General features: G+C 50.9%; 40 protein-coding genes. 35 read left to right on the top strand and 5 right to left on the bottom strand.

Annotated features, from left to right (window positions below):
- From LG203_RS00545 to rplQ, 30 genes are all read left to right on the top strand, one after another.
- Positions 1-117: EF-Tu C-terminal domain-related protein (locus LG203_RS00545; protein ID WP_456085625.1), on the top strand; the 117-nt coding region annotated here is incomplete at its 5' end.
- A gap of 77 nt (positions 118-194) precedes the next feature.
- On the top strand, positions 195-503 hold the full coding sequence (gene rpsJ, locus LG203_RS00550; RefSeq protein WP_013441128.1) for a 30S ribosomal protein S10: 309 nt from the start codon (positions 195-197) through the stop codon (positions 501-503).
- A gap of 111 nt (positions 504-614) precedes the next feature.
- The gene (rplC, locus tag LG203_RS00555) at positions 615-1,259 is read left to right on the top strand and encodes a 50S ribosomal protein L3 (protein ID WP_230344040.1); all 645 of its coding nucleotides are present in this window, start codon (positions 615-617) and stop codon (positions 1,257-1,259) included.
- Positions 1,259-1,885, top strand: coding sequence for a 50S ribosomal protein L4 (gene rplD, locus LG203_RS00560; protein WP_015829260.1), 627 nt, complete (start codon positions 1,259-1,261; stop codon positions 1,883-1,885). The genes rplC and rplD overlap by 1 nt, the downstream gene beginning before the upstream one ends.
- Positions 1,882-2,202, top strand: a complete 321-nt coding sequence (gene rplW, locus LG203_RS00565; protein ID WP_015829261.1) for a 50S ribosomal protein L23 — start codon at positions 1,882-1,884, stop codon at positions 2,200-2,202. The genes rplD and rplW overlap by 4 nt, the downstream gene beginning before the upstream one ends.
- An 8-nt stretch (positions 2,203-2,210) precedes the next feature.
- Positions 2,211-3,044, top strand: coding sequence for a 50S ribosomal protein L2 (rplB, locus tag LG203_RS00570; RefSeq protein ID WP_013441132.1), 834 nt, complete (start codon positions 2,211-2,213; stop codon positions 3,042-3,044).
- 5 nt (positions 3,045-3,049) lie between these two features.
- Positions 3,050-3,325, top strand: a complete 276-nt coding sequence (gene rpsS / locus LG203_RS00575; RefSeq protein WP_013441133.1) for a 30S ribosomal protein S19 — start codon at positions 3,050-3,052, stop codon at positions 3,323-3,325.
- 9 nt (positions 3,326-3,334) lie between these two features.
- Entirely contained in the window at positions 3,335-3,664 is a 330-nt protein-coding gene (gene rplV / locus LG203_RS00580; RefSeq protein WP_015829262.1) for a 50S ribosomal protein L22, read from the top strand.
- A 10-nt stretch (positions 3,665-3,674) separates the two neighbouring features.
- Positions 3,675-4,388 carry a 30S ribosomal protein S3 gene (gene rpsC / locus LG203_RS00585; protein ID WP_013441135.1) on the top strand — a complete coding sequence of 238 codons (714 nt, stop codon included), beginning with the start codon at positions 3,675-3,677 and terminating at the stop codon, positions 4,386-4,388.
- Entirely contained in the window at positions 4,372-4,788 is a 417-nt protein-coding gene (gene rplP, locus LG203_RS00590; protein WP_013441136.1) for a 50S ribosomal protein L16, read from the top strand. Before rpsC ends, rplP begins: the two co-directional genes overlap by 17 nt.
- A gap of 2 nt (positions 4,789-4,790) precedes the next feature.
- A complete protein-coding gene (gene rpmC, locus LG203_RS00595; RefSeq protein WP_013441137.1) occupies positions 4,791-4,985 on the top strand; it encodes a 50S ribosomal protein L29 in 195 nt (64 codons plus the stop codon).
- 9 nt (positions 4,986-4,994) lie between these two features.
- Positions 4,995-5,270, top strand: a complete 276-nt coding sequence (rpsQ, locus tag LG203_RS00600; RefSeq protein WP_013441138.1) for a 30S ribosomal protein S17 — start codon at positions 4,995-4,997, stop codon at positions 5,268-5,270.
- A gap of 149 nt (positions 5,271-5,419) precedes the next feature.
- Positions 5,420-5,788, top strand: a complete 369-nt coding sequence (gene rplN / locus LG203_RS00605; RefSeq protein WP_013441139.1) for a 50S ribosomal protein L14 — start codon at positions 5,420-5,422, stop codon at positions 5,786-5,788.
- Between the two features lie 10 nt (positions 5,789-5,798).
- On the top strand, positions 5,799-6,116 hold the full coding sequence (rplX, locus tag LG203_RS00610) for a 50S ribosomal protein L24 (protein ID WP_013441140.1): 318 nt from the start codon (positions 5,799-5,801) through the stop codon (positions 6,114-6,116).
- 9 nt (positions 6,117-6,125) lie between these two features.
- Entirely contained in the window at positions 6,126-6,665 is a 540-nt protein-coding gene (gene rplE, locus LG203_RS00615) for a 50S ribosomal protein L5 (RefSeq protein WP_013441141.1), read from the top strand.
- Between the two features lie 8 nt (positions 6,666-6,673).
- The gene (rpsN, locus tag LG203_RS00620) at positions 6,674-6,979 is read left to right on the top strand and encodes a 30S ribosomal protein S14 (protein ID WP_013441142.1); all 306 of its coding nucleotides are present in this window, start codon (positions 6,674-6,676) and stop codon (positions 6,977-6,979) included.
- A gap of 15 nt (positions 6,980-6,994) precedes the next feature.
- Complete coding sequence (rpsH, locus tag LG203_RS00625; RefSeq protein WP_013441143.1) at positions 6,995-7,390, top strand: 30S ribosomal protein S8; 396 nt, start codon at positions 6,995-6,997, stop codon at positions 7,388-7,390.
- A gap of 10 nt (positions 7,391-7,400) precedes the next feature.
- On the top strand, positions 7,401-7,934 hold the full coding sequence (gene rplF, locus LG203_RS00630) for a 50S ribosomal protein L6 (RefSeq protein WP_230335820.1): 534 nt from the start codon (positions 7,401-7,403) through the stop codon (positions 7,932-7,934).
- A 10-nt stretch (positions 7,935-7,944) separates the two neighbouring features.
- On the top strand, positions 7,945-8,298 hold the full coding sequence (gene rplR / locus LG203_RS00635; RefSeq protein WP_013441145.1) for a 50S ribosomal protein L18: 354 nt from the start codon (positions 7,945-7,947) through the stop codon (positions 8,296-8,298).
- A gap of 14 nt (positions 8,299-8,312) precedes the next feature.
- Positions 8,313-8,819 carry a 30S ribosomal protein S5 gene (gene rpsE, locus LG203_RS00640; protein WP_013441146.1) on the top strand — a complete coding sequence of 169 codons (507 nt, stop codon included), beginning with the start codon at positions 8,313-8,315 and terminating at the stop codon, positions 8,817-8,819.
- 2 nt (positions 8,820-8,821) lie between these two features.
- Entirely contained in the window at positions 8,822-9,019 is a 198-nt protein-coding gene (gene rpmD / locus LG203_RS00645; protein ID WP_013441147.1) for a 50S ribosomal protein L30, read from the top strand.
- The gene (gene rplO / locus LG203_RS00650) at positions 9,019-9,453 is read left to right on the top strand and encodes a 50S ribosomal protein L15 (protein ID WP_013441148.1); all 435 of its coding nucleotides are present in this window, start codon (positions 9,019-9,021) and stop codon (positions 9,451-9,453) included. The genes rpmD and rplO overlap by 1 nt, the downstream gene beginning before the upstream one ends.
- Positions 9,454-9,460: 7 nt before the next feature.
- On the top strand, positions 9,461-10,783 hold the full coding sequence (gene secY, locus LG203_RS00655) for a preprotein translocase subunit SecY (protein ID WP_013441149.1): 1,323 nt from the start codon (positions 9,461-9,463) through the stop codon (positions 10,781-10,783).
- Between the two features lie 18 nt (positions 10,784-10,801).
- A complete protein-coding gene (infA, locus tag LG203_RS00660; RefSeq protein WP_011478668.1) occupies positions 10,802-11,020 on the top strand; it encodes a translation initiation factor IF-1 in 219 nt (72 codons plus the stop codon).
- Positions 11,021-11,042: 22 nt separating this feature from the next.
- A complete protein-coding gene (gene rpmJ, locus LG203_RS00665) occupies positions 11,043-11,156 on the top strand; it encodes a 50S ribosomal protein L36 (protein WP_013147060.1) in 114 nt (37 codons plus the stop codon).
- A gap of 128 nt (positions 11,157-11,284) precedes the next feature.
- A complete protein-coding gene (gene rpsM, locus LG203_RS00670) occupies positions 11,285-11,647 on the top strand; it encodes a 30S ribosomal protein S13 (RefSeq protein WP_015829265.1) in 363 nt (120 codons plus the stop codon).
- A gap of 13 nt (positions 11,648-11,660) precedes the next feature.
- A complete protein-coding gene (gene rpsK / locus LG203_RS00675; protein ID WP_011478671.1) occupies positions 11,661-12,050 on the top strand; it encodes a 30S ribosomal protein S11 in 390 nt (129 codons plus the stop codon).
- Positions 12,051-12,079: 29 nt separating this feature from the next.
- Positions 12,080-12,709, top strand: a complete 630-nt coding sequence (gene rpsD, locus LG203_RS00680) for a 30S ribosomal protein S4 (RefSeq protein WP_013441151.1) — start codon at positions 12,080-12,082, stop codon at positions 12,707-12,709.
- Between the two features lie 21 nt (positions 12,710-12,730).
- A complete protein-coding gene (locus LG203_RS00685) occupies positions 12,731-13,714 on the top strand; it encodes a DNA-directed RNA polymerase subunit alpha (RefSeq protein ID WP_013441152.1) in 984 nt (327 codons plus the stop codon).
- 24 nt (positions 13,715-13,738) lie between these two features.
- Positions 13,739-14,128, top strand: a complete 390-nt coding sequence (gene rplQ, locus LG203_RS00690; protein ID WP_015829266.1) for a 50S ribosomal protein L17 — start codon at positions 13,739-13,741, stop codon at positions 14,126-14,128.
- 46 nt (positions 14,129-14,174) lie between these two features.
- On the opposite strand, the gene LG203_RS00695 is transcribed toward rplQ, so the two are convergent.
- Entirely contained in the window at positions 14,175-14,507 is a 333-nt protein-coding gene (locus tag LG203_RS00695; RefSeq protein ID WP_230344041.1) for a glutaredoxin family protein, read from the bottom strand.
- 94 nt (positions 14,508-14,601) lie between these two features.
- On the opposite strand from LG203_RS00695, the gene mgtE reads away from it, so the two are divergent.
- From mgtE to LG203_RS00710, 3 genes are read left to right on the top strand one after another with little or no spacing between them, the layout of a single operon-like run.
- A complete protein-coding gene (gene mgtE, locus LG203_RS00700; RefSeq protein ID WP_013441155.1) occupies positions 14,602-16,038 on the top strand; it encodes a magnesium transporter in 1,437 nt (478 codons plus the stop codon).
- Positions 16,035-17,327, top strand: a complete 1,293-nt coding sequence (locus LG203_RS00705) for a mechanosensitive ion channel family protein (RefSeq protein WP_407665327.1) — start codon at positions 16,035-16,037, stop codon at positions 17,325-17,327. Before mgtE ends, LG203_RS00705 begins: the two co-directional genes overlap by 4 nt.
- A 42-nt stretch (positions 17,328-17,369) precedes the next feature.
- Positions 17,370-18,554: a DesA family fatty acid desaturase gene (locus LG203_RS00710; RefSeq protein ID WP_230344043.1), complete on the top strand. Its 1,185-nt coding sequence runs from the start codon at positions 17,370-17,372 to the stop codon at positions 18,552-18,554.
- A gap of 149 nt (positions 18,555-18,703) precedes the next feature.
- Here the strand turns inward: LG203_RS00710 and rpmG are convergent, their stop codons facing one another.
- From rpmG to coaBC, 4 genes are all read right to left on the bottom strand, one after another.
- Positions 18,704-18,859, bottom strand: a complete 156-nt coding sequence (rpmG, locus tag LG203_RS00715; RefSeq protein WP_013441158.1) for a 50S ribosomal protein L33 — start codon at positions 18,857-18,859, stop codon at positions 18,704-18,706.
- A 9-nt stretch (positions 18,860-18,868) separates the two neighbouring features.
- The gene (gene rpmB / locus LG203_RS00720; RefSeq protein WP_011478680.1) at positions 18,869-19,105 is read right to left on the bottom strand and encodes a 50S ribosomal protein L28; all 237 of its coding nucleotides are present in this window, start codon (positions 19,103-19,105) and stop codon (positions 18,869-18,871) included.
- 75 nt (positions 19,106-19,180) lie between these two features.
- Positions 19,181-19,633: a dUTP diphosphatase gene (dut, locus tag LG203_RS00725; protein WP_230344044.1), complete on the bottom strand. Its 453-nt coding sequence runs from the start codon at positions 19,631-19,633 to the stop codon at positions 19,181-19,183.
- The gene (gene coaBC / locus LG203_RS00730; protein ID WP_230344045.1) at positions 19,630-20,844 is read right to left on the bottom strand and encodes a bifunctional phosphopantothenoylcysteine decarboxylase/phosphopantothenate--cysteine ligase CoaBC; all 1,215 of its coding nucleotides are present in this window, start codon (positions 20,842-20,844) and stop codon (positions 19,630-19,632) included. Before coaBC ends, dut begins: the two co-directional genes overlap by 4 nt.
- A gap of 89 nt (positions 20,845-20,933) precedes the next feature.
- On the opposite strand from coaBC, the gene LG203_RS00735 reads away from it, so the two are divergent.
- A complete protein-coding gene (locus LG203_RS00735) occupies positions 20,934-21,698 on the top strand; it encodes a hypothetical protein (RefSeq protein WP_230344046.1) in 765 nt (254 codons plus the stop codon).
- A 13-nt stretch (positions 21,699-21,711) separates the two neighbouring features.
- Entirely contained in the window at positions 21,712-22,386 is a 675-nt protein-coding gene (gene radC / locus LG203_RS00740; RefSeq protein WP_230344047.1) for a RadC family protein, read from the top strand.
- Positions 22,387-22,408 lie beyond the last annotated feature (22 nt).

Genomic DNA, 22,408 nt, shown 5'->3' on the forward strand with positions numbered 1-22,408 from the left:
GTATCCATCACCGTGGCACTGATTGCCCCGATCGCGATGGAAGACGGTCTGCGCTTTGCGATTCGTGAAGGTGGCCGTACCGTTGGTGCCGGCGTCGTCGCGAAAATTATTGAGTAATTAATACTTGTCAGGCCGCAAGCTTCTGCTTGCGGCCTTTTTGTTCTTTAGAAATATCGCTCTTTAAGGAAAGTAACATGGCTGCTCAAAAAATCCGTATTCGTCTCAAAGCATTTGACTATCGTCTGATCGATCAGTCCGCTCTTGAAATAGTAGAAACTGCAAAGCGCACCGGCGCAGTTGTCAAGGGCCCAGTTCCTTTGCCTACACGTATTGAGCGTTTTGACTTGCTGCGTTCTCCTCACGTAAACAAGACTTCGCGTGACCAATTCGAAATTCGTACCCATCAGCGCTTGATGGACATTGTTGATCCTACAGATAAAACAGTGGACGCGCTCATGAAGCTGGATCTGCCAGCTGGTGTTGATGTAGAAATCAAGCTGTAATTTACAACAGTAAGTTGTGTTTGGTTGCGAGCTCGGATATAATCCCGGGCTTGCATTAAAAATCGGCCGATCAATTGTAATCGGCCTTTTAATTATTATAAGGAAATGATCATGAGCTTAGGGCTTATTGGTCGCAAGGTGGGTATGACCCGCGTATTTACCGATGAAGGCGAAAGCATTCCGGTAACTGTGCTGGAAGTTGTACCAAACCGTGTGACACAAGTTAAGACGCCGTCTAGCGACGGCTATGCTGGTCTCCAGGTTGCGCATGGTGAGCGTCGTGCTAGCCGTGTCACCAAGGCGCTGGCTGGTCACTATGCCAAAGCTGGCGTTGCTGCTGGTTCTGGTATCAAAGAATTCGCTGTTGCTGAAGATGTTCTGGCCAACTATACCGTTGGCGGTCAGATCACCGTTGAGCTTTTCCAGGCTGGTCAGTACGTTGACGTTACTGGCGTTTCGCTTGGTAAGGGTTTTGCTGGTGCAATCAAGCGCCACAACTTCAGTTCTAACCGTGCCTCTCACGGTAACTCCCGTTCGCATAATGTTCCCGGCTCTATCGGTATGGCGCAGGATCCAGGTCGTGTGTTCCCTGGTAAGCGCATGCCTGGTCATCTGGGTGCTGTGAAGACTACCGTTCAAAATCTGCAAATCGTTCGCGTGGATGCTGAGCGTAATCTGTTGCTGATTAAGGGTGCTGTTCCAGGATCCAAGGGTGGCGACGTAGTGGTTCGTCCCGCTGTTAAGGCAGGTGCATAATGGAACTCAAGTTAATCGATAAAAATGGCAAGCCGGCCAAAAGCGGTGTTGAAGTTTCCGAAGTAACCTTCGGTCGCGAATTCAACGAAGCCCTGGTGCATCAAGTGGTTGTTGCATATCAGGCAAATGCGCGTACTGCGACGCGTGCACAATTGGGCCGCGGCACAGTTAGCCACACTACCCATAAGCCATGGAATCAAAAAGGTACTGGCCGTGCACGTTCGGGTATGAGCTCCAGCCCAATCTGGCGTGGAGGCGGTCGCGCTTTCCCAAATAGCCCTGACGAAAACTTCAGCCATAAGGTTAACCGCAAGGTTTACCGTGCTGGTATGCGCTCCATCCTGTCCGAGCTGGTTCGTCAGGATCGTTTGAGTGTCATTGAAGAGTTTGTGGTTGAGACTCCAAAAACCAAAGCGCTGGTCGAAAAGATCAAGGGTCTGGGTTACGGTGAAGGTGTTCTGGTGTTGGTGGATGGTTTTGATGAAAACCTGTACCTCTCGGCACGCAATCTGCCTAACGTTCTGGTTGTTGAAGCTCAATACGCTGATCCTGTCAGTCTGGTTCGCTTCCCCAATGTGGTGGCTACCAAGGCTGCAGTCAAGAAATTAGAGGAGATGCTGGCATGAGCGCAAATCTGAACCAGATCGCTACTCAAGATCGTTTGCTGCAAGTCATCCTGGCTCCGCAAATCACGGAAAAAGCAACTTATGTTGCCGACAAAAACCAACAGATCGCATTCAAGGTGCGCACTGACGCAACCAAGCCTGAAATCAAGGCTGCTGTTGAACTGGTTTTCAAGGTTGAAGTTGCCGCTGTTACTGTCGCCAATGTTAAGGGTAAGGTGAAGCGCGCAGGCCGTGTGCTGGGTCGTCGTAAGGACTGGAAAAAGGCTTATGTAAGCCTGAAGCCAGGCCAAGAAATTAACTTTGCAGCAGGCGAATAGGAGATATTATGGCACTGATTAAAGTCAAGCCGACTTCCCCTGGCCGTCGCGCAGTCGTTAAGGTTGTTACACCTGAGTTGCACAAGGGTAAGCCTTACGCGCCTCTGCTGGAGAAGCAAAGCAAAAAAGCTGGTCGTAACAACAACGGCCATATCACGACTCGTCACCAAGGTGGCGGTCACAAGCAGCATTATCGCGTGATCGATTTCCGTCGCAACAAGGACGGCATTGTCGCCAAGGTTGAGCATCTGGAATACGATCCAAACCGTAGCGCGCATATCGCTCTGCTGGTTTATTCGGATGGTGAGCGTCGTTACATCATTGCGCCACGTGGCGTTTCCGCTGGTGCGCAACTGGTAAGTGGTTCTGATGCTCCGATCAAGGTGGGTAATGCTTTACCTCTGCGCAATATTCCCGTTGGTAGCACGATTCACTGCGTGGAAATCATGCCTGGTAAGGGTGCGCAAATTGCTCGCTCTGCAGGTACTTCCGTGCAGCTTCTGGCTCGCGAAGGCAGCTATGCTCAGTTGCGTCTCCGTTCCGGCGAAGTTCGTCGCGTTCACGTGGATTGCAAGGCAACCATCGGTGAAGTGGGTAACGAAGAGCATTCATTGCGTTCCATCGGTAAAGCTGGTGCGATGCGTTGGCGCGGTGTTCGTCCTACCGTTCGCGGTGTGGTAATGAACCCTGTTGATCACCCGCACGGTGGTGGTGAAGGTAAGACCGCTGCTGGTATGAATCCAGTAAGCCCATGGGGTACGCCTACCAAGGGTTATCGTACACGTAGCAACAAGCGCACCGACAACATGCGCGTAAGCCGTCGTCCGGCTAATAAGAGGTAAGGAAAATGGCACGTTCAATTAAAAAAGGCCCATTTATTGATGGGCACTTGGCTAAGAAGGTGGAAGTGGCTGTTGCTGCTCGCGACAGAAAGCCGATCAAGACTTGGTCTCGTCGCTCCACCATTCTTCCTGATTTTATTGGTCTGACGATCGCTGTGCACAATGGCCGCCAACACGTGCCAGTGCTGATCTCGGAAAACATGGTAGGCCACAAGCTCGGCGAATTCGCGCTGACCCGTACGTTCAAGGGTCATGCTGCCGATAAAAAAGCCAAGAAGTAGGAGATGACGATGCAAGTATCCGCAGTATTAAAAGGTGTTCATCTGTCCCCGCAAAAGGCTCGCTTGGTTGCTGACCTGATTCGCGGCAAGAAAGTTGATTACGCACTCAATATTCTGAATTTCACACCTAAAAAGGGTGCAGAGATCATCAAGAAGGTTGTTGAGTCCGCTATCGCTAACGCTGAACACAACGAAGGTGCCGATATCGATGAGTTGAAGGTGACTTCAATCTATGTCGACAAGGGTATCGTTCTTAAACGTATTCGTGCGCGTGCCAAAGGTCGTGCTGGACGGATTATTAAGCCTACATGTCACATTACAGTGACTGTCGGTAATTAAAGGAATCGTTATGGGTCAGAAAATTCATCCGTTTGGTTTCCGTCTGAGTGTCCAGAAGAACTGGTCATCTCGTTGGTACGCCAACAGCAAGAACTTCCCAGCTATGCTGAATAGCGACATCAAGGTACGTGACTTCCTCAAGAAGAAGCTCTCGCACGCTGCTGTCAGCAAGATCGTGATCGAGCGTCCTGCCAAGAACGCAAAGATCACCATTTACAGTGCACGCCCAGGTGTCGTTATTGGTAAAAAGGGTGAGGATATCGAATCCTTGCGCTCCAGCCTGCAAGGTTTGATGGGTGTTCCAGTTCACTTGAACATCGAAGAAGTTCGCAAGCCTGAAATTGACGCAACGCTGATCGCTGAGAGCATTGCTCAACAGCTTGAAAAACGTGTGATGTTCCGTCGTGCAATGAAGCGTGCAATGCAAAACGCAATGCGTCTGGGTGCTCAGGGCATCAAGATCATGAGCTCGGGCCGTTTGAATGGTATCGAAATCGCGCGTACTGAGTGGTATCGCGAAGGCCGTGTGCCATTGCATACTCTGCGTGCTGATATCGATTACGGCGTAGCTGAGGCTAAAACCACCTACGGTATCATCGGCATCAAGGTGTGGGTATTCAAGGGCGAAGTGTTTGGCACTCATGCCGAACAGCAAGCTGCAGTACCTGCTGAACCAGAAAAGAAAGTAAGAAAGTCGGGGGCGAAAAATGCTGCAGCCAGCTAGACAGAAATTCCGTAAACAGCAGAAGGGCCGTAACAAAGGCATTGCTACTACCGGTAACAAGGTGAGCTTTGGTGAGTTTGGTCTGAAAGCTGTTGGCCGTGGCCGTTTGACTGCACGTCAAATTGAGGCTGCTCGTCGCGTGATGACACGTCACATCAAGCGTGGTGGTCGTGTCTGGATCCGTATTTTCCCCGACAAGCCAATCTCCAGCAAACCTGCTGAAGTTCGTATGGGTAACGGTAAAGGTAGTCCGGAATACTTCGTTGCTGAAATTCAACCGGGCAAGATGTTATACGAGATGGATGGTGTGAGTGAGCAGTTGGCCCGCGAAGCGTTCCGCTTGGCGGCAGCTAAGTTGCCAATCGAAACTACTTTCACAACTCGTCATATCGGGAGTTAAAGATGAAAGCTAGTGATTTAAGAAACAAGTCTGTTGATGAGTTGAACAATGAGTTGATCGACCTGCGTCGTGCTCAATTCTCGTTGCGTATGCAATTGTCTACTCAGCAATTAAACAAAGTTGATCAGGTAAGCAAGGTGCGCCGCGATATCGCTCGTGTACGTACCGTGCTGGCTGAAAAAGCTAAGCAAGCTTAAGGTGAGTAGATGATGACCGATACACAAGCAGATAAAGTTGTTCGCAGTCTGACTGGTCGCGTAGTCAGCGACAAAATGGACAAGACCGTAACCGTATTGGTGGAGCGCAAGGTTAAGCACCCACTGATCGGCAAGGTCGTTCGCCGTTCTAACAAGTTCCATGCACACGACGAAAACAATGAGTGCAAGGAAGGCGACCTGGTAGTGATTGAGGAAAGCCGTCCGCTTTCCAAGACCAAAACCTGGAAAGTCAGCAAGATCGTAGAAAAAACACGCAACATATAATTTATATTGCATCCCGTCTGGGATGCAATATATAATGACGGACTTTTTGGCGCCCATGCAAGCTGGCGCCCCAATACTGACCGTAGTGCTGTCGGCCGTGATGCTCGCGGCCGGTGTTGGTTTAACGGATTAAGTTGGAGATTATTCTCATGATTCAAATGCAATCTCGGCTGGATGTTGCCGATAATACTGGTGCGCGTTCCGTAATGTGTATCAAGGTATTGGGTGGCTCCAAGCGTCGTTACGCCGGTATCGGTGATGTGATCAAGGTCACTATCAAGGATGCTGCGCCCCGCGGTCGTGTTAAAAAAGGCGAGGTATATAGTGCCGTAGTGGTTCGCACCACTAAGGGTGTTCGTCGTCCAGATGGTTCTCTGGTGAAGTTTGATGGCAATGCAGCAGTGTTGCTTAATAACAAGCTCGAGCCTATCGGTACGCGTATTTTCGGGCCTGTGACCCGTGAGCTTCGTGGTGAGCGTTTCATGAAGATCGTGTCTCTAGCCCCAGAAGTCTTGTAGGAGCGTTGAGATGAGTAAGATTCGCAAAGGTGACGAAGTAATTCTGAATACTGGCAAGGATGCAGGCAAGCGCGGTACCGTACTGCGCATTCTGGATTCGGGCAAAGTGGTAGTTGAAGGCGTGAATTTGGTTAAGAAGCATGCCAAGCCAAACCCAATGCGTGGTGTGGCTGGCGGTATCATCAGCAAGGAAATGCCTGTTGATGTGTCTAATGTTGCTTTATTTAACCGCGCCACTCAAAAAGGTGATCGCGTGGGTTTTAAGACACTGGATGATGGCCGCAAGGTCCGTGTTTTCAAGTCCAGCGGCGAAGTTGTGGACGCGTAAGGGTTAATCATGGCTCGTTTAAAAGATTTTTATAAAGATACTGTGGTCAAGTCTATGACTGAACAGTTCGGCTACACCTCGCCAATGCAGGTTCCACGCATTGAGAAGATCACTCTTAACATGGGTGTTGGTGAAGCAGTTGCTGACAAGAAGGTAATGGAAAACGCCGTTGGGGATATGGAGAAGATTGCTGGTCAAAAAGCGGTCATCACCAAAGCCCGTAAGTCCATTGCTTCATTCAAGATTCGTGATGATTATCCTGTTGGCTGCAAAGTCACCTTGCGTCGTGAGCGTATGTATGAATTCCTGGATCGTTTGATTACTGTGGCTATTCCACGTATTCGTGACTTCCGCGGTATTTCCGCTAAGTCATTTGACGGCCGCGGCAATTACAACATGGGTGTGCGCGAACAGATCATTTTCCCTGAAATCGAGTACGACAAGATTGATGCTTTGCGTGGTATGAATATCACCATCACGACAACAGCAAAAACCGATGAAGAAGCGCGTGCACTGCTTGCAGCGTTCAACTTCCCGTTTAGGAACTGAGGCTAACAATGGCTAAAACCTGTTTGATTGAACGCGAACAAAAACGTCGCGACACAGTAGAAAAATTTGCCGCTAAGCGCGCTGAATTAACTGCTGCTATGAATAATGCTGCAGCGAGCCCTGAAGAGCGTCGCGCTGCACGCCTTAAGCTGCAAAGTCTGCCACGTAACTCCAGTCCGGTTCGTTTGCGCAATCGTTGCGCTCTGACTGGCCGTCCTCGTGGTGTGTTTAGTAAGTTTGGTATTGCGCGCGGCAAGCTGCGCGAATTGATGATGCGTGGCGAAGTGCCAGGCGTTACAAAAGCCAGCTGGTAACGGAGGAATTAGACGATGAGTATGAGTGATCCGATTGCCGACATGCTGACGCGCATTCGTAATGCGCAGAGCACCAACAAGCAAACTGTTTCTATGCCTTCTTCCAAATTGAAGGGCGCTATTGCTAGCGTTCTGAAAGATGAAGGTTATATCGATGATTTTGCGGTGCAGTCTGTAGATGGCAAGCCACAATTGAATATCAGCCTCAAGTACTATGCTGGTCGCCCAGTGATTGAGAAGATTGAGCGCGTAAGCCGCCCTGGTCTTCGTATCTACCGCGGCAACCAGGATATTCCTGTGGTAATGAATGGTCTTGGTGTGACTATCGTGTCTACATCCAAGGGTGTGATGACTGATCGTAAAGCGCGTGCTGCCGGTGTTGGTGGCGAAGTGCTCTGCGTAGTAGCTTAAGGAGAATACTATGTCTCGTGTAGCTAAAAACCCAGTCGCTATTCCTGCCAAGGTTGAAGTTGCATTGACTGCAAGCAACATCGCAGTCAGCGGCCCACTGGGTAAGCTGAATCAAGCGCTGACTGGTGTGGTTAACATTGTTCGCGAAGGTGACAGTCTGACATTTGCTGCGGCTAATGACAGCCAGCACTCCCGTGCAATGTCAGGTACCGTACGTGCCCTGGTGGCCAATATGGTGCAAGGTGTATCGCAAGGGTTTACCCGCAAGCTGAATCTGGTTGGTGTGGGCTATAAGGCTCAAGCGCAAGGCGCAACTCTTAATCTGGATCTGGGTTTTTCCCATCCGATTAACCACAAGATGCCAGAAGGAGTGACCGTGCAGACGCCAACCCAAACCGAAATCTTGCTGACAGGTGTCGACAAGCAGGTTGTTGGTCAGGTGGCTGCCCAGATTCGTGCATATCGTTCCCCAGAGCCTTATAAGGGCAAGGGTGTTCGTTATTCCGATGAAGTGGTCACTATCAAAGAAACCAAGAAGAAGTAAGGTTTAAGCCATGAATAACGTAAATTCACGCCTGCGTCGCGCACGTAAAACCCGTGCCAAAATCGCAGAATTAAAGGTAACGCGTTTGAGCGTTCATCGCAGTAATGGCCATATTTATGCCCAAATCATTGCGGAAACCGGTGACAAGGTATTGGCAAGTGCCTCTACTGTTGAGGTGGAAGTTCGCAAAGACATCAAGAATGGTGGAAATGTGGCTGCTGCTGCCGTGATCGGTAAGCGTATTGCTGAAAAGGCGAAGGCTGCCGGCATTACTTCTGTGGCTTTTGACCGTTCGGGTTACAAATACCACGGCCGTATCAAAGCGCTGGCTGATGCCGCGCGCGAAAACGGTCTGTCCTTCTAATTACGAGGTTGATGATGGCTAAAGATATTGAACAACAGCAAACCGATGGTTTGCGCGAGAAAATGATCTCGGTCAACCGCGTCACTAAAGTGGTTAAGGGCGGTCGTATCATGTCCTTCGCTGCACTGACTGTGGTTGGTGATGGCGACGGTGCCGTTGGCATGGGCAAGGGCAAGGCACGTGAAGTTCCAGTTGCTGTACAAAAGGCAATGGATGAAGCGCGTCGCGGTATGGTTAAGGTAAGCTTGAATAACGGTACATTGCATCACGCAGTCACCGGTGTTCACGGTGCTGCCAAAGTATTCATTCAGCCAGCTTCTGAAGGTACCGGCATTATTGCTGGTGGCGCAATGCGCGCTATTTTTGAAGTAATGGGCATTACTAACGTGTTGGCTAAGTGCATTGGTTCTACCAATCCTTACAACGTTGTGCGTGCTACCTTAAATGGTTTGCAGTCTATGAATACCCCGGCTGAAGTTGCTGCAAAGCGCGGCAAGACCGTCGAAGAAATCAGAGGTTAATCATGGCTAAGGCAAAAAAAGCAGCAGCTACAGTAAAAGTGACTTTGGTAAAAAGTACCATTGGCCGTATTCAATCGCATCGTGCATGTGTTCGCGGCCTAGGTATTCGTCGTCTGCATCAGACCGTTGAAGTGCTGGATACCCCAGCAAATCGCGGCATGATCAATACAGTCGGCTATCTGTTAAAGGTTGAAGCATAATGAAACTGAATTCCATCAAGCCCGCTGAAGGCAGCAAGCACGCTAAGCGTCGCGTTGGCCGCGGCATTGGTTCTGGCCTGGGTAAGACTGCAGGTCGTGGTCACAAGGGTCAAAAGTCTCGCACTGGTGGTTTCCACAAGGTTGGTTTTGAAGGCGGTCAAATGCCTATTCAACGCCGTCTGCCGAAGCGTGGTTTTAACTCGTTGACCAAAGCTGATACCGCTCACGTGCGTACTAGCGAACTGGACAAGGTTCAAGCTGACGTTGTGGATCTGTTGGCATTGAAGCAAGCCAATGTAATTCCTGGTTCTGCTCGTGCTGCAAAAGTATATCTTTCTGGCGATCTTTCCCGTGCGATCACTGTGCAGGGTTTGTTGCTGAGCAAAGGCGCCAAGGCTGCAGTTGAAGCCGCTGGCGGCAAGATCGTAGAGTAATTGCAAGTTGGCTAAAGATAATATTTTAGGTGCGGTAAGCAAGACCAGTGAGCTGAAAAGCCGCTTGCTGTTTGTGCTTGGTGCCCTCGTTGTCTATCGCCTAGGTGCGCACATTCCGGTTCCAGGTATTGATCCGGATGTGCTCGCCAAGTTATTTGAATCGCAAAGCGGTGGCATTCTGGGCATGTTCAACATGTTCTCAGGTGGCGCTCTTTCCCGCTTTACTGTATTCGCGCTGGGTATCATGCCTTATATTTCGGCATCCATTATCATGCAATTGCTGACGGTGGTTTCCCCGCGTATGGAACAGTTGAAGAAGGAAGGTGAAGCTGGGCGTCGGCAAATTACCAAATACACGCGCTACGGCACTGTGTTCCTGGCTACTTTCCAGGCTTTGGGTATTGCGATTGCTCTGGAGGGGCAAGCAGGGTTGGTATTGGATCCTGGTCTGATGTTCCGATTCACAGCGGTGATTACGCTGGTAAGTGGCACGATGTTCCTGATGTGGCTGGGTGAGCAGATTACGGAACGGGGAATCGGTAATGGTATTTCAATTATCATTTTTGCCGGTATCGTCGCTGGTTTGCCACACGCTATTGGCGGGACCTTGGAGTTGGCCCGTACAGGTGCATTCTCCATCCCACTGGTGATCTTCCTGTTTGCCGCTGCTGTGTTGGTAACTGCATTTGTAGTATTTGTAGAGCGTGGTCAACGTAAGATCACTGTGAACTATGCCAAGCGTCAAGTTGGTCGCAAGGTGTTTGGTGGGCAGACAAGTCATTTGCCTCTGAAGCTCAACATGGCAGGTGTTATTCCTCCCATCTTTGCTTCAAGCATTATTTTGTTCCCTGCCACCATGGCTGGTTGGTTTGGAAGTAGTGAGAATTTTTCCTGGCTTAAGGATATTGGTACCACCTTATCGCCTGGTCAGCCTCTTTACATAATTTTCTTCGCTACAGCGATCGTGTTTTTCTGTTTCTTCTATACGGCATTGGTATTCAATCCAAAAGAAACAGCAGATAACTTGAAGAAGAGTGGTGCTTTTGTTCCAGGCATACGTCCTGGTGACCAAACCGCCAAATATATTGATCGCATCATGGGTCGTTTGACTTTAGTAGGTGCACTTTATATTACTGCCGTATGTTTATTGCCTGAGTTCCTGATATTGAAATGGAACGTACCGTTTTACTTTGGTGGGACTTCATTGCTGATTATTGTTGTTGTGACCATGGATTTCATGACACAGGTTCAAGCGCATTTGATGTCCAATCAATACGAAGGCTTACTCAAGAAAGCCAATTTTAAAGGCGGTGCGGGTATTACTCGCTAAACAGGCGCAGGTAGCGGCATGGCAAAAGAAGACAGAATCGAGATGCAAGGCGAGGTTCTTGAGAACCTTCCGAATGCAACGTTTAGAGTTAAGCTGGAAAACGGTCATGTAGTGCTGGGTTATATCTCTGGGAAAATGCGGATGCATTACATCCGTATTCTTCCAGGGGACAAAGTAACAGTTGAAATGACCCCCTACGATTTATCGCGTGCGCGGATTATTTTCCGCGCCAAATAAAGTTTTTGCGAAGAGGTGAAATATGAGAGTTCGTGCTTCAGTCAAGGCGTTATGCCGTAATTGTAAAGTGGTTCGTCGCCGTGGTGTGGTACGTATTATTTGTACTGATCCACGTCACAAGCAGCGCCAAGGTTAATCAGGCAACGCAAATTAGTTGTGAAATCAGCGAATACGATTGTTAAAACTCGGACAAGCTGTTAAAATTTTGGGCTTTTTTGGCGATTTGTAAAAAAATTAAATGCGCCATTATTTTGGAGTAGGTACATGGCTCGTATAGCAGGGGTAAACATCCCAAATCATAAGCACACTGAAATCGCATTAACTTCGATTTACGGTGTGGGTCGTAACACTGCGAAGCAGATCTGCTTGGCCGCTGGCGTTGCTGGCACTGCCAAGATCAAGGATCTGAATGATGCAGAAGTTGAAAAGCTGCGCGACGAAGTCGCCAAGCTGAAGGTTGAGGGTGACTTGCGTCGTGAAGTTACCATGAACATTAAGCGTCTGATGGATTTGGGTTGCTATCGCGGTGTACGTCACCGTCGTGGCCTGCCAGTTCGTGGTCAGCGCACCAAGACCAATGCGCGCACACGCAAGGGTCCTATTAAGCCTATTAAGGCATCCAAGTAAGGAATAATGCAACATGGCTAAAGCTAACGTACGCGTACGCAAGAAAGTCAAAAAGAATATTGCCGAGGGCATTGCCCACGTGCACGCTTCTTTTAACAACACGATTATTACGATTACTGATCGTCAGGGTAATGCCTTGTCATGGGCGACTTCTGGTGGTGCAGGTTTCAAAGGCTCACGTAAAAGTACTCCTTTTGCAGCTCAGGTTGCCGCTGAAGCAGCTGGCAAGGCGGCTCAGGAGTGCGGCGTGAAGAACCTTGAAGTTCGTATCAAGGGCCCAGGTCCAGGTCGCGAATCTGCTGTTCGCGCACTGAACGCTGTTGGCTTTAAAATCACCAGCATTTCTGATGTGACGCCAGTCCCACATAACGGCTGCCGTCCACCCAAAAAGCGCCGCATCTAAGCCGCGCCTGATAGAACTAGGAGAATACCTTGGCTAGAAATCTTGATCCAAAGTGCCGTCAGTGCCGCCGCGAAGGCGAGAAGCTTTTCCTGAAAGGTGAAAAGTGCTTCACTGACAAATGCGCGATTGAAAAGCGTAATTTCCCACCTGGTCAGCATGGTCAGCGCCGTAATCAGCGCTTGTCCGACTACGGTGTGCAATTGCGTGAAAAGCAAAAAGTACGTCGTATCTATGGCATCCTCGAAGGCCAATTCCGCAGCTACTACGCTGAGGCTGATCGCCTGAAGGGCATCACCGGCGAAAACCTGCTGCAGTTGCTGGAGTGCCGTCTGGACAATGTTGCATATCGTATGGGTCTGGGTTCTTCCCGTACTGAAGCGCGTCAAATTGTTCGCCATAACAGTATTCTGGTGAACGGCAAGCGCGTAAATATTCCTTCATATCAGGTTCGTCCTGGTGATGTGGTGCAGGTTGCAGAGGCTTCCAAGTCGCAACTGCGTATCAAGGGTGCTCTGGAAGCTGCTGAACAACGTGGTTTCCCCGAGTGGCTCGAAGTTGATGTCAAGGCTCTGAAGGGTACCTTCAAAGCTAAGCCTCAGCGTGATGAACTGCCTGCTACCATTAACGAATCGCTCGTGGTTGAACTTTACTCTAAGTAATCCAGGGCCGTAAGGAACATTATGCAAAACAGTCCTACCGAATATTTGAAGCCTCGCGTTGTTGACGTTGAAGTTATTTCGCCTGTGCGTGCACGGGTGACGCTTGAGCCGATGGAGCGTGGCTTTGGTTATACGCTGGGTAATGCGCTGCGCCGCGTATTGCTTTCTTCAATTCCTGGCTTTGCTATTACTGAAGTCAAGATAGACGGTGTGGTGCATGAATATTCCACACTGGACGGCGTTCAGGAAGATGTAGTGGACATTCTGCTGAACCTGAAGGGTGTTGCCCTGAAGTTGAACAGCAAATCGGAAACTACCCTGACGCTGAAAAAGTCAGTTGAAGGCGTTGTAACCGCTGGTGACTTTGATACTGGTCACGATGCTGAGATCGCTAATCCTGGTCATGTGATTGCGCATCTGACCAAAGGCGGCAAGATTGACCTTGAAGTCAAGGTTGAAATGGGCCGTGGCTATCAGCCAGTTCCAGCTCGCCAAAAGACAGATGAAGACCGCGTGCTGGGTTTCATCATGGTCGATGCATCATTCAGCCCAATCAACAAGGTGAGTTACCATGTTGAAAGTGCTCGCGTTGAGCAGCGTACAGATCTGGACAAGCTGATCATGGACGTTGAAACCAACGGCGTGGTTGAGCCTGAACAAGCTATTCGTGATGCAGCGCGTATTCTGATGGGTCAGTTGTCTGTATTTGCTGATCTGGAAGGTGCTCCAACCGAAGTCGAAGTAAAGCACACGCCACAGGTTGATCCTATCCTGTTGCGCCCAGTTGATGATTTGGAGTTGACTGTGCGTTCGGCAAACTGCTTGAAAGCAGAAAATATTTATTACATTGGTGACTTGATTCAGCGCGGTGAGAACGAGCTGTTGAAGGCGCCTAATCTGGGCCGCAAATCTCTGAACGAGATTAAGGACGTGTTGGCTTCTAAAGGGCTGACACTGGGCATGAAACTTGAAAACTGGCCACCTGTTGGCCTGGAAAAAGCATAACAGCAAAGGTGTGAGGGTATCACTATGCGTCATCGCAACAGCAATCGTAAATTAAACCGCACCAGCAGCCATCGTCAGGCAATGTTGCGGAACATGGCCACTTCACTGCTGCGCCATGAAGTTATTAAAACAACCTTACCCAAGGCTAAGGAGTTGCGTCGTGTCGCTGAGCCACTCATTACTTTGGGCAAGAATGCGACTCTGGCAAACCGCCGTCTGGCATTTAGTCGCCTTCGTGATCGTGATATCGTTGGTAAATTGTTCAATGAACTCGGCCCACGTTATCTGACACGCAATGGTGGTTATTTGCGTATTCTGAAGTGCGGTTTCCGCGTTGGTGACAATGCGCCTATGGCACTGGTTGAATTGGTTGACCGCCCAGATCTGAGCACTGAAGCTGTTGTTGCTGAGTAATTAGTCACAACGTTGCTGTAAAAAAGGCCGGTTTCACCGGCCTTTTTTATTGGGCGCTTTCAATGAGTTGTGTTATTTCTCCGATCGAAAATGGCCAGTACAGATTGGTTTTGTCGGGCACGGTAAGTACAGGAATCTTCGTGCCGTAGGCATTCATCAGCTCCTCGTCTTCGATAATGTCGATGTAGTGGAGTGTGATGTTGTCATATGGCTGAGTAGCCTGGGTTATCAATTCAAATGCGTGATCGCACAAATGGCAACCTTCAGTACCATATAGTTTCAATTGAATCATGCGCTTGTATCCGTCATGGGGATGGAGTGGTGGCAGATTGCCTTGGGTAATGAATTTAAGGTTTTCGTTAACTTTAAAAAGCTCCATAATAACGAAGTTGCATGATGGACGCATAGGTTACCTGCATCGCGCAGGCTGGATTTTCCTGATGTATTAAGTATTTCTTGGCGGGCTTTAAAGAATGGCTGATATTCAAGAATCAAAAGAAAGCTTGCAGGAAAGTTTACAGCAGGTCATTACCCTGCTGAGCAAACATCGGTTGGTCGAAGACCTGATCCATAAGCAGGATATGCCCAAGCAGCAGTTGGTTGAAACCCTGGTTCACAAACAGAACCTGGCCGAGCTGCAGAAAAAACTGGATGCCCTTCACCCGGCTGACGTTGCTTACATCCTTGAAGCCCTGCCTCTTGAGCAGCGGCTTGATGTGTGGGAGCTGGTCAAGGCTGAGCGTGACGGCGAAATCCTTCTTGAAGTATCCGATGCCGTCCGGCAAACCCTCATTGCGGACATGGACAGCGACGAACTGCTCGCAGCTGCTGAGCAGTTGGATACAGATGAGCTGGCCGATCTGGCCCCCGATCTCCCTAAAGATGTGCTGCAAGAGCTTCTGGATAGCCTGGACATTCGCAATCGTGAACGCCTGCAGTCAGCGCTGGGTTACGAGGATGACACGGTGGGCGCCCTCATGGACTTTGATATCGTCACTATCCGTGAAGACATTACCCTGGAAGTCGCCTTGCGCTATCTGCGCCGTATTGGTGGTTTGCCAGACCATACCGACAAATTGTTTGTGGTCGATCGCTATGACATCTTGCGCGGGGTCCTGCCGCTGAAGCGCATGGTGGTAAATGATCTTGATGCCGAAGTGGCCGATATCATGGCCGATGATGCGGTGGTATTTCATCCTGAAGATGAAGCGGATGAGGCGGCCAAGGCGTTTGAGCGGTATGACCTGGTTACCGCACCGGTTGTTGATGCGAATAACAAGCTGGTTGGCCGGCTTACGGTGGATACCGTCATGGATTACATCCGTGAAGAAGCTGAAAGCGACATGCTCTCGATGGCCGGTTTGCGCGAGGAAGAAGATCTGTTCTCCTCTGTTTGGAAGTCCGTACAAAACCGTTGGACCTGGCTGGCCATCAATCTTGTCACAGCGTTTGTAGCTTCTCGTGTTATTGGTATGTTTGAAGATTCCATTGAGAAAATCGTAGCGCTGGCGGCACTTATGCCCATCGTGGCTGGCATAGGTGGCAATTCGGGTAATCAGACAACCACGATGATTGTGCGCGGGTTGGCCTTGGGCCAGATTGCTTCACACAACATGAAGTCATTGCTCAAGAAAGAGTTGGGGGTGGCATTGCTCAATGGTCTCCTCTGGGGCAGTGTGTTGGGCGTGGTAGCGTATGCGCTTTATCACAATATTGCCCTCGGGCTGGTCATGACCGGGGCGATGACCTTAAATCTGTTACTCGCTGCCATCATGGGTGTCATGATTCCTCTGGTCATGACCAAGGTGGGCCGTGATCCCGCGGTGGGTTCAAGCGTATTGATTACTGCCATGACGGATAGTGGTGGCTTCTTTATTTTCCTGGGACTTGCAACGATTTTCTTGTTATGAACAGCGACATGCAGCAACTTTGGAAGGAGTTTCTTGCCGATCTGGCAACTCCTGCATTCACCTGGCAAATGGGGATCATCATTGCCGGCCTGCTCTTTGCCTGGTCCATGAATGGAGTCCTGCGGGCCTATGTCATGCGCAAGGCCCCCGAAACCTGGAAAGTCGGCATTGGCGGCATTAATAGAGTGCTGTTCCCACTGACATCTCTCATATTCATCTACATCAGTGAGTTGATACTGAAGCATTGGCAGCATACCAGCATGCTACTGATTGCCATGAATCTGCTGGTTGCCATGGCCGTTATCCGGCTGGTGGTATATGCCTTACGGTATGTATTCTCCCCCAGTGCCTGGGTAAGCACGATGGAAAATGCCATATCCAGCACAGTGTGGCTGGTTTTGGCGCTTCATGTCAGTGGCATTCTGCCGGAAATACTGCACACGCTCGAAGACATCAGCTTCAATATCGGCAAGAGCAAGATGAACCTGCTGCTTCTGATACAAGGGCTGTTAACCGTGTTAATCACCCTGTTTATCGCGCTCTGGCTTAGTCGCTGGCTGGAAAATCGCTTGATGCGTGCCCAGCAGATCAACATGAATGTGCGCGTGGTATTGAGCAAGCTGATCAGGATAGGGTTGTCATTTATTGCTATTCTGATGGCGCTATCAGCGGTGGGGCTGGATATCACATTGCTGTCGGTCTTTGGCGGTGCATTGGGCGTTGGTCTTGGTTTTGGCCTGCAAAAAATCGCCAGCAATTACGTGAGCGGTTTTATCATTTTGCTTGATCGCTCCATGCACATGGGTGACGTGATTACGGTGGATGCACATTATGGCGTGGTGAGTGAAATGCGCTCCCGGTACATGGTGCTGCGCAAGCTGGATGGAACCCAGGTCGTCATTCCGAACGAAACGCTCATCACCAGTGCCGTTATCAATCACTCCTACAGCGAACGCAAGGCGCAGGTCAAAATGCCTTTGCAGGTGAGTTACGAGAGCCCGTTGGAAAGAGCGATGGAGATCATGCAGCATGCTGCCATGGCACAAGATCGCGTCATGCAAGATCCGCTGCCGGATGTAAAGATCGCCGGCTTTGGCGAGAGTGGCATTGATCTGACGCTGACGTTCTGGATACCCGACCCGGAAGAGGGATCCGGACGGCTGCAATCCGATATTTACCTGGATATCTGGCGCGCATTCCAGAAGAACAACATCAGTATTCCATATCCGCAGCGCGAAGTGCGTATACTGAATGCTGGGGCGCCTACAATCCCTGCTGCTCAAGGATAAGTTCGCGTCCATTCGCTAGTCGGTTATATAAAGGAGATCGTCATGACATTCTGGATGTTTGACTTGCCATGGTGGGGCTACATTCTGGTGGCCTTGGGTCTCACCCATATTACGATTGCTGCCGTTACTATTTACCTTCATCGTTGCCAGGCCCATCGTGCCTTGGATTTGCATCCCATCGTGAGTCATTTTTTCCGCTTCTGGTTGTGGATGACCACCGGCATGGTGACCAAGGAGTGGGCGGCCATTCATCGCAAACACCACGCGCATTGCGAGACGGTGAACGATCCTCACACTCCACAGATCCTCGGCATCAAGAAAGTGTTGCGTGAAGGTGCCGAGCTTTACCGCAAAGAAGCGGCCAATGAGGAGACCCTGCAGAAATATGGCAGTGGCACACCCGATGACTGGATGGAACGTCACGTCTACAGTCGTCACAGTGGCCTTGGCATACGCTTGATGCTGATCATCGACGTGCTGCTGTTTGGCCCACTCGGACTGACCATCTGGGCTGTGCAGATGGCCTGGATTCCCCTGACCGCCGCCGGCATCATCAATGGACTGGGCCACTACTGGGGTTATCGCAATTTTGCAGCGGCAGACGCCAGTACCAATCTCGTGCCTTGGGGCATCATCATTGGTGGTGAAGAACTGCACAATAATCACCATGCCTATGCCAGTTCCGCACGTTTATCCAGCAAGTGGTATGAGTTTGATATAGGCTGGATGTATATCCGCCTCATGCAGATGAGTCGCTTGGCCAAGGTCAAGAAAATAGCACCCAAGGTCAAGTTTGACTGGGCCAAGACACGTTGTGATCTCGATACCTTGCAAGCGGTCATTACGCATCGGTTCGATGTCATGGGCAAGTATGGCGTGATGCTCAAGCAGGCTTACAAGGAAGAGATCAGCAAGATTCGCCTGGCCTATCAACAGCACGGCCACGAAACGACCGTACTTGAGCGTTTGCGTCACTGGTTGCATCTGGACGCCAAGGATCTTGAAGTGCAGGACAAGCAAGCGCTAGAGCAGGCTTTGACACATAGCGCGCGGTTGCAAACCATCTATCAGCTCAAGCAGGAGCTGTCGCAGGTCTGGGCGCGCTCCACAGCTTCGCAGGAGCAATTGCTCAAGGGCCTTGAGGACTGGTGTCAGCGTGCCGAGAAAAGTGGCATAGCGGCGCTGGAAGAGTTCTCGCGACGCCTGCGTTGCTACCGCATGGCATAAATATATTTTTGGTTTGGGGCGGTGTTGATGCTGCCCCAATTGATAACTTCGTAATGAAGCGCGTTAAAAAAACATCGTCGATGGTATAAAAGCGCTAGTCAATAAAAAAGCCCGCATAAGCGGGCTTTTTTATTGAGACCTTTGCCGAATTACTTCAGCTTGGTTTCCTTGTACATCACATGCTTGCGAGCGACAGGATCAAACTTCTTGATTTCCATCTTTTCAGGCATGGTGCGCTTGTTCTTGGTCGTGGTGTAAAAGTGACCAGTGCCAGCGCTAGATTCCAGTTTGATTTTTTCACGCATGATGAATCCTTAGATTTTTTCGCCGCTGGCGCGCAGGTCGGCCAGAACAGCGTCAATGCCGTTCTTGTCGATTGTACGCAAGGCTGCGTTGGTGATACGTAAGCTAACCCAGCGGTTTTCGCTTTCAACCCAGAACTTGCGGTTTTGCAAGTTAGGCAAGAAACGACGCTTGGTCTTGTTATTTGCGTGGGAAACGTTATTCCCAACCATCGGCTTTTTGCCGGTTACCTGACATACGCGTGCCATGGCGGACTCCGAAATTCGAAAAGACCGCATTTATACCATGAAACTAAGCGGCTTTTCAAGTTAAATTGCTAGTTTTTAATGTTTTCCAGTGCTGCCGAAGCCGCCTTCGCCACGTTCACTACTGGTGAAGTCCTGCACGATATTAAAGCTGGCTTGCATGACAGGCACGATCACGAGCTGGGCGATGCGCTCCATCGGGTTCAGCAGGAAGGTTTCCTTGCCACGGTTCCAGCAGGAGACAAGCAGCTGGCCTTGGTAATCCGAATCTATTAGCCCGACCAGATTACCCAGCACGATGCCGTGCTTATGGCCAAGGCCTGAGCGAGGCAGGATCATGGCCGCATAACCAGGGTCAGCCAGATGGATTGCCATGCCTGTGGGAATCAGCGTGGTCTCGCCTGGATGCAGGGTTTGGGTATGTTCGATACAGGCGCGTAAATCCAGCCCGGCAGAACCCGGGGTGGCATAGCCCGGCATCATGTGATGCAAACGGTCATCAAGGATTTTCAAGTCAACTTGTAAGCTCATTCTGGTGTACTCGCGTCAGAAGTGGTTGAAGGAGGCAGCATACCGGCCATATGTTGCAGCAGCAGGTGTGCCAGCATGGTCTTGGAGCCAGGGGGGAGCGGATGTTCACCATGATCATCAATCAGCACGATACGGCTATCGTCGCCACCCATGGCCTCACTGACCAGGTTGGCTGCCAGCAAGGGAACATTTTTCTGTAGCCGCTTTTTGCGCGCATGCTCAAGCAACCGATCGCTCTCGGCGGCAAAGCCGACACAGAATGGCCGATCAGGCAGGCTGCTTACAGCGGCCAGAATATCCGGATTACGTACCAACTCGAGCTGCAGCGTATCTGCATGTTTCTTGATCTTCTGGTTTTGCATTTCGCGCGGGCGATAGTCAGCGACGGCGGCCACCGCGATAAAGACATCCTGGCCGCTCACTTCTGCCATCACGGCATCATGCATTTGCTGGGCGCTGGTGACTTGAATGGTAGTGCAGTGTGTCGGCGTTGACAGTGCCGTCGGCCCGCTGATCAGGGTCACATTTGCGCCCATCTCAATGGCCGCCTGGGCAATGGCGTAGCCCATTTTGCCAGAGCTGAAATTGGTAATGCCGCGTACCGGATCAATCGCTTCGATGGTGGGGCCAGCCGTGACAAGAATACGTTTGCCTGCCAGCAAGTTGCTTGGGCATGCAACTTGCAGCGCATCGACTATGGATTGCGGTTCCAGCATGCGGCCGAGGCCGGTTTCGCCACACGCCTGTTCGCCGCTATCCGGACCGATCAGGCGTACGCCGTCTCTCTGCAACTGTGCAACATTGCGCTGGGTCGCAGGGTGCTCCCACATCTGGCGGTTCATGGCTGGGGCCACGATCAAGGGGCAATCGCGTGCCAGGCATAAGGTGGAAAGCAGATCATCGGCAGCGCCGTGCACCAGTTTTGCCATGAAGTCAGCACTGGCAGGGGCGACCAGAATGGCATCCGCCTGACGGGAAAGCTCGATGTGCGGCATGCCATTGGCAATGCGCTCATCCCATAGGTCGGTATACACAGGGCGACCAGACAATGCCTGCATGGTCAGTGGGGTGATAAAACGTGTGGCTGCCGACGTCATTACCACGTCTACCCGTATGCCTTGCTTTACCAGCAGGCGTACCAGTTCGGCGGTTTTATAGGCGGCAATTCCGCCCGTCATGCCGACAACCAGATGTTGAATTGAACGAGTCATGATAAATTCTTGAATTAGTGGGCTCATTTTAATACAAATTACGGCAGCGCCAGTCTGCCGATTGCACGATTTAAACGGGGATGAAGGGTATGTGGCGAAAACTCAGGATATTTGTATTGCTGTTTGTGTTGGTGACCGTGGCTCAGCAAGCCTGGCTTAAAAACGGGCAGCCCGACTGGCACAGGACGCTTTATGTCACGCTATACCCCGTGAATGCCGATCTCAGTGAAGCCTCTAACGTGGCGATACGCCGCCTTAACCAAGCGCAACTGACGCAGATTGAAGAATACTTTGCCGAACAGGGCAAACGATACCATCTCGCGCTGGCACAGCCGTTTGCCGTGCATCTTGGGCCTGTGGTTGCAGATATTCCGCCGCCACCGCCGCGCAATGCCGGCATGCTGTCTACCATGTCCTGGAGCCTGCACTTTCGCTGGTGGACCTGGCGTCACAGTCCATCAACGCCGGTGAAAGCCGATATTCGCCTCTATCTGCTCTATTTTGATGTGGCGGGTCATCCCACCTTGCCGCACTCCACCGCTCTCAGCAAAGGCCGCGTCGGGCTGGTGAATGTGTATGCCGCCCCCGGACAAACCGCCCAGAACAACATGGTGATTGCCCATGAACTGCTGCACACCGTGGGCGCCCGCGACAAATATGACCTGAATACCACACAGCCGCATTACCCAGAGGGATACGCCGAGCCGGACCGGCAGCCCTTGTATCCGCAACGCTTCGCTGAACTCATGGCTGGACGTATTCCAGACAGCCAGCATGGCGCGCATATTCCGGCAAATTTGTCACAGACGTTGGTGGGGGACCTCACAGCCAGGGAAATTGGATGGCAACCATGAGGAAACATAACGTATGGCAATTATTGATTGGCCGGAAGGGGAGCGTCCGCGCGAAAAACTGCTGACGCAGGGTAGCAGCGCACTGTCAGATGCTGAATTGCTGGCTATTTTTTTACGCGTAGGCGTCGTTGGCAAAAGTGCCGTTGATCTGGCGCGTGAGCTATTGCAGGTGTTTGGCAGCCTGAACGGTATTTTTGCCGCCAGCCTGGAACAGATTTCGCAGATCAAGGGTATGGGTAGCAGCAAGTATGTGCAGCTGCAGGCCATCTTTGAAATGAGCAGGCGTGCGCTCGCGGAGGAAATGCAGGCGCGCGATGTCATGAATTCGCCGCAACAAGTGCGCGATTTTCTTAGCCTCAAGCTGGGAGGGCTGCCGCGCGAAGTGTTTCTGGTGATATTTCTGGATGCGCAAAACCGCGTGCTGGCGCATGAGGAGATGTTTGCGGGGACGTTGACACAAACCAGCGTGCATCCGCGCGAAATCGTCAAGCGTGCGCTGTATTACAACGCGGGCGCGGTGATCCTCGCCCACAATCACCCCTCCGGTGTCGCCGAGCCCAGCCGGGCTGACGAAATGATCACGGCACAGTTGAAGACGGCGCTGGATCTGGTGGATGTGCGCGTGCTGGATCATTTTGTCGTGGCGGGAAATACCACCTTGTCGTTTGCGGAACGCGGCCTGCTCTAAGATGGCGCCTCGCTGAAGCGGG

Origin of the sequence: Methylovorus mays (assembly GCF_020531915.1) — a bacterium.
Taxonomy (GTDB): domain Bacteria; phylum Pseudomonadota; class Gammaproteobacteria; order Burkholderiales; family Methylophilaceae; genus Methylovorus; species Methylovorus mays.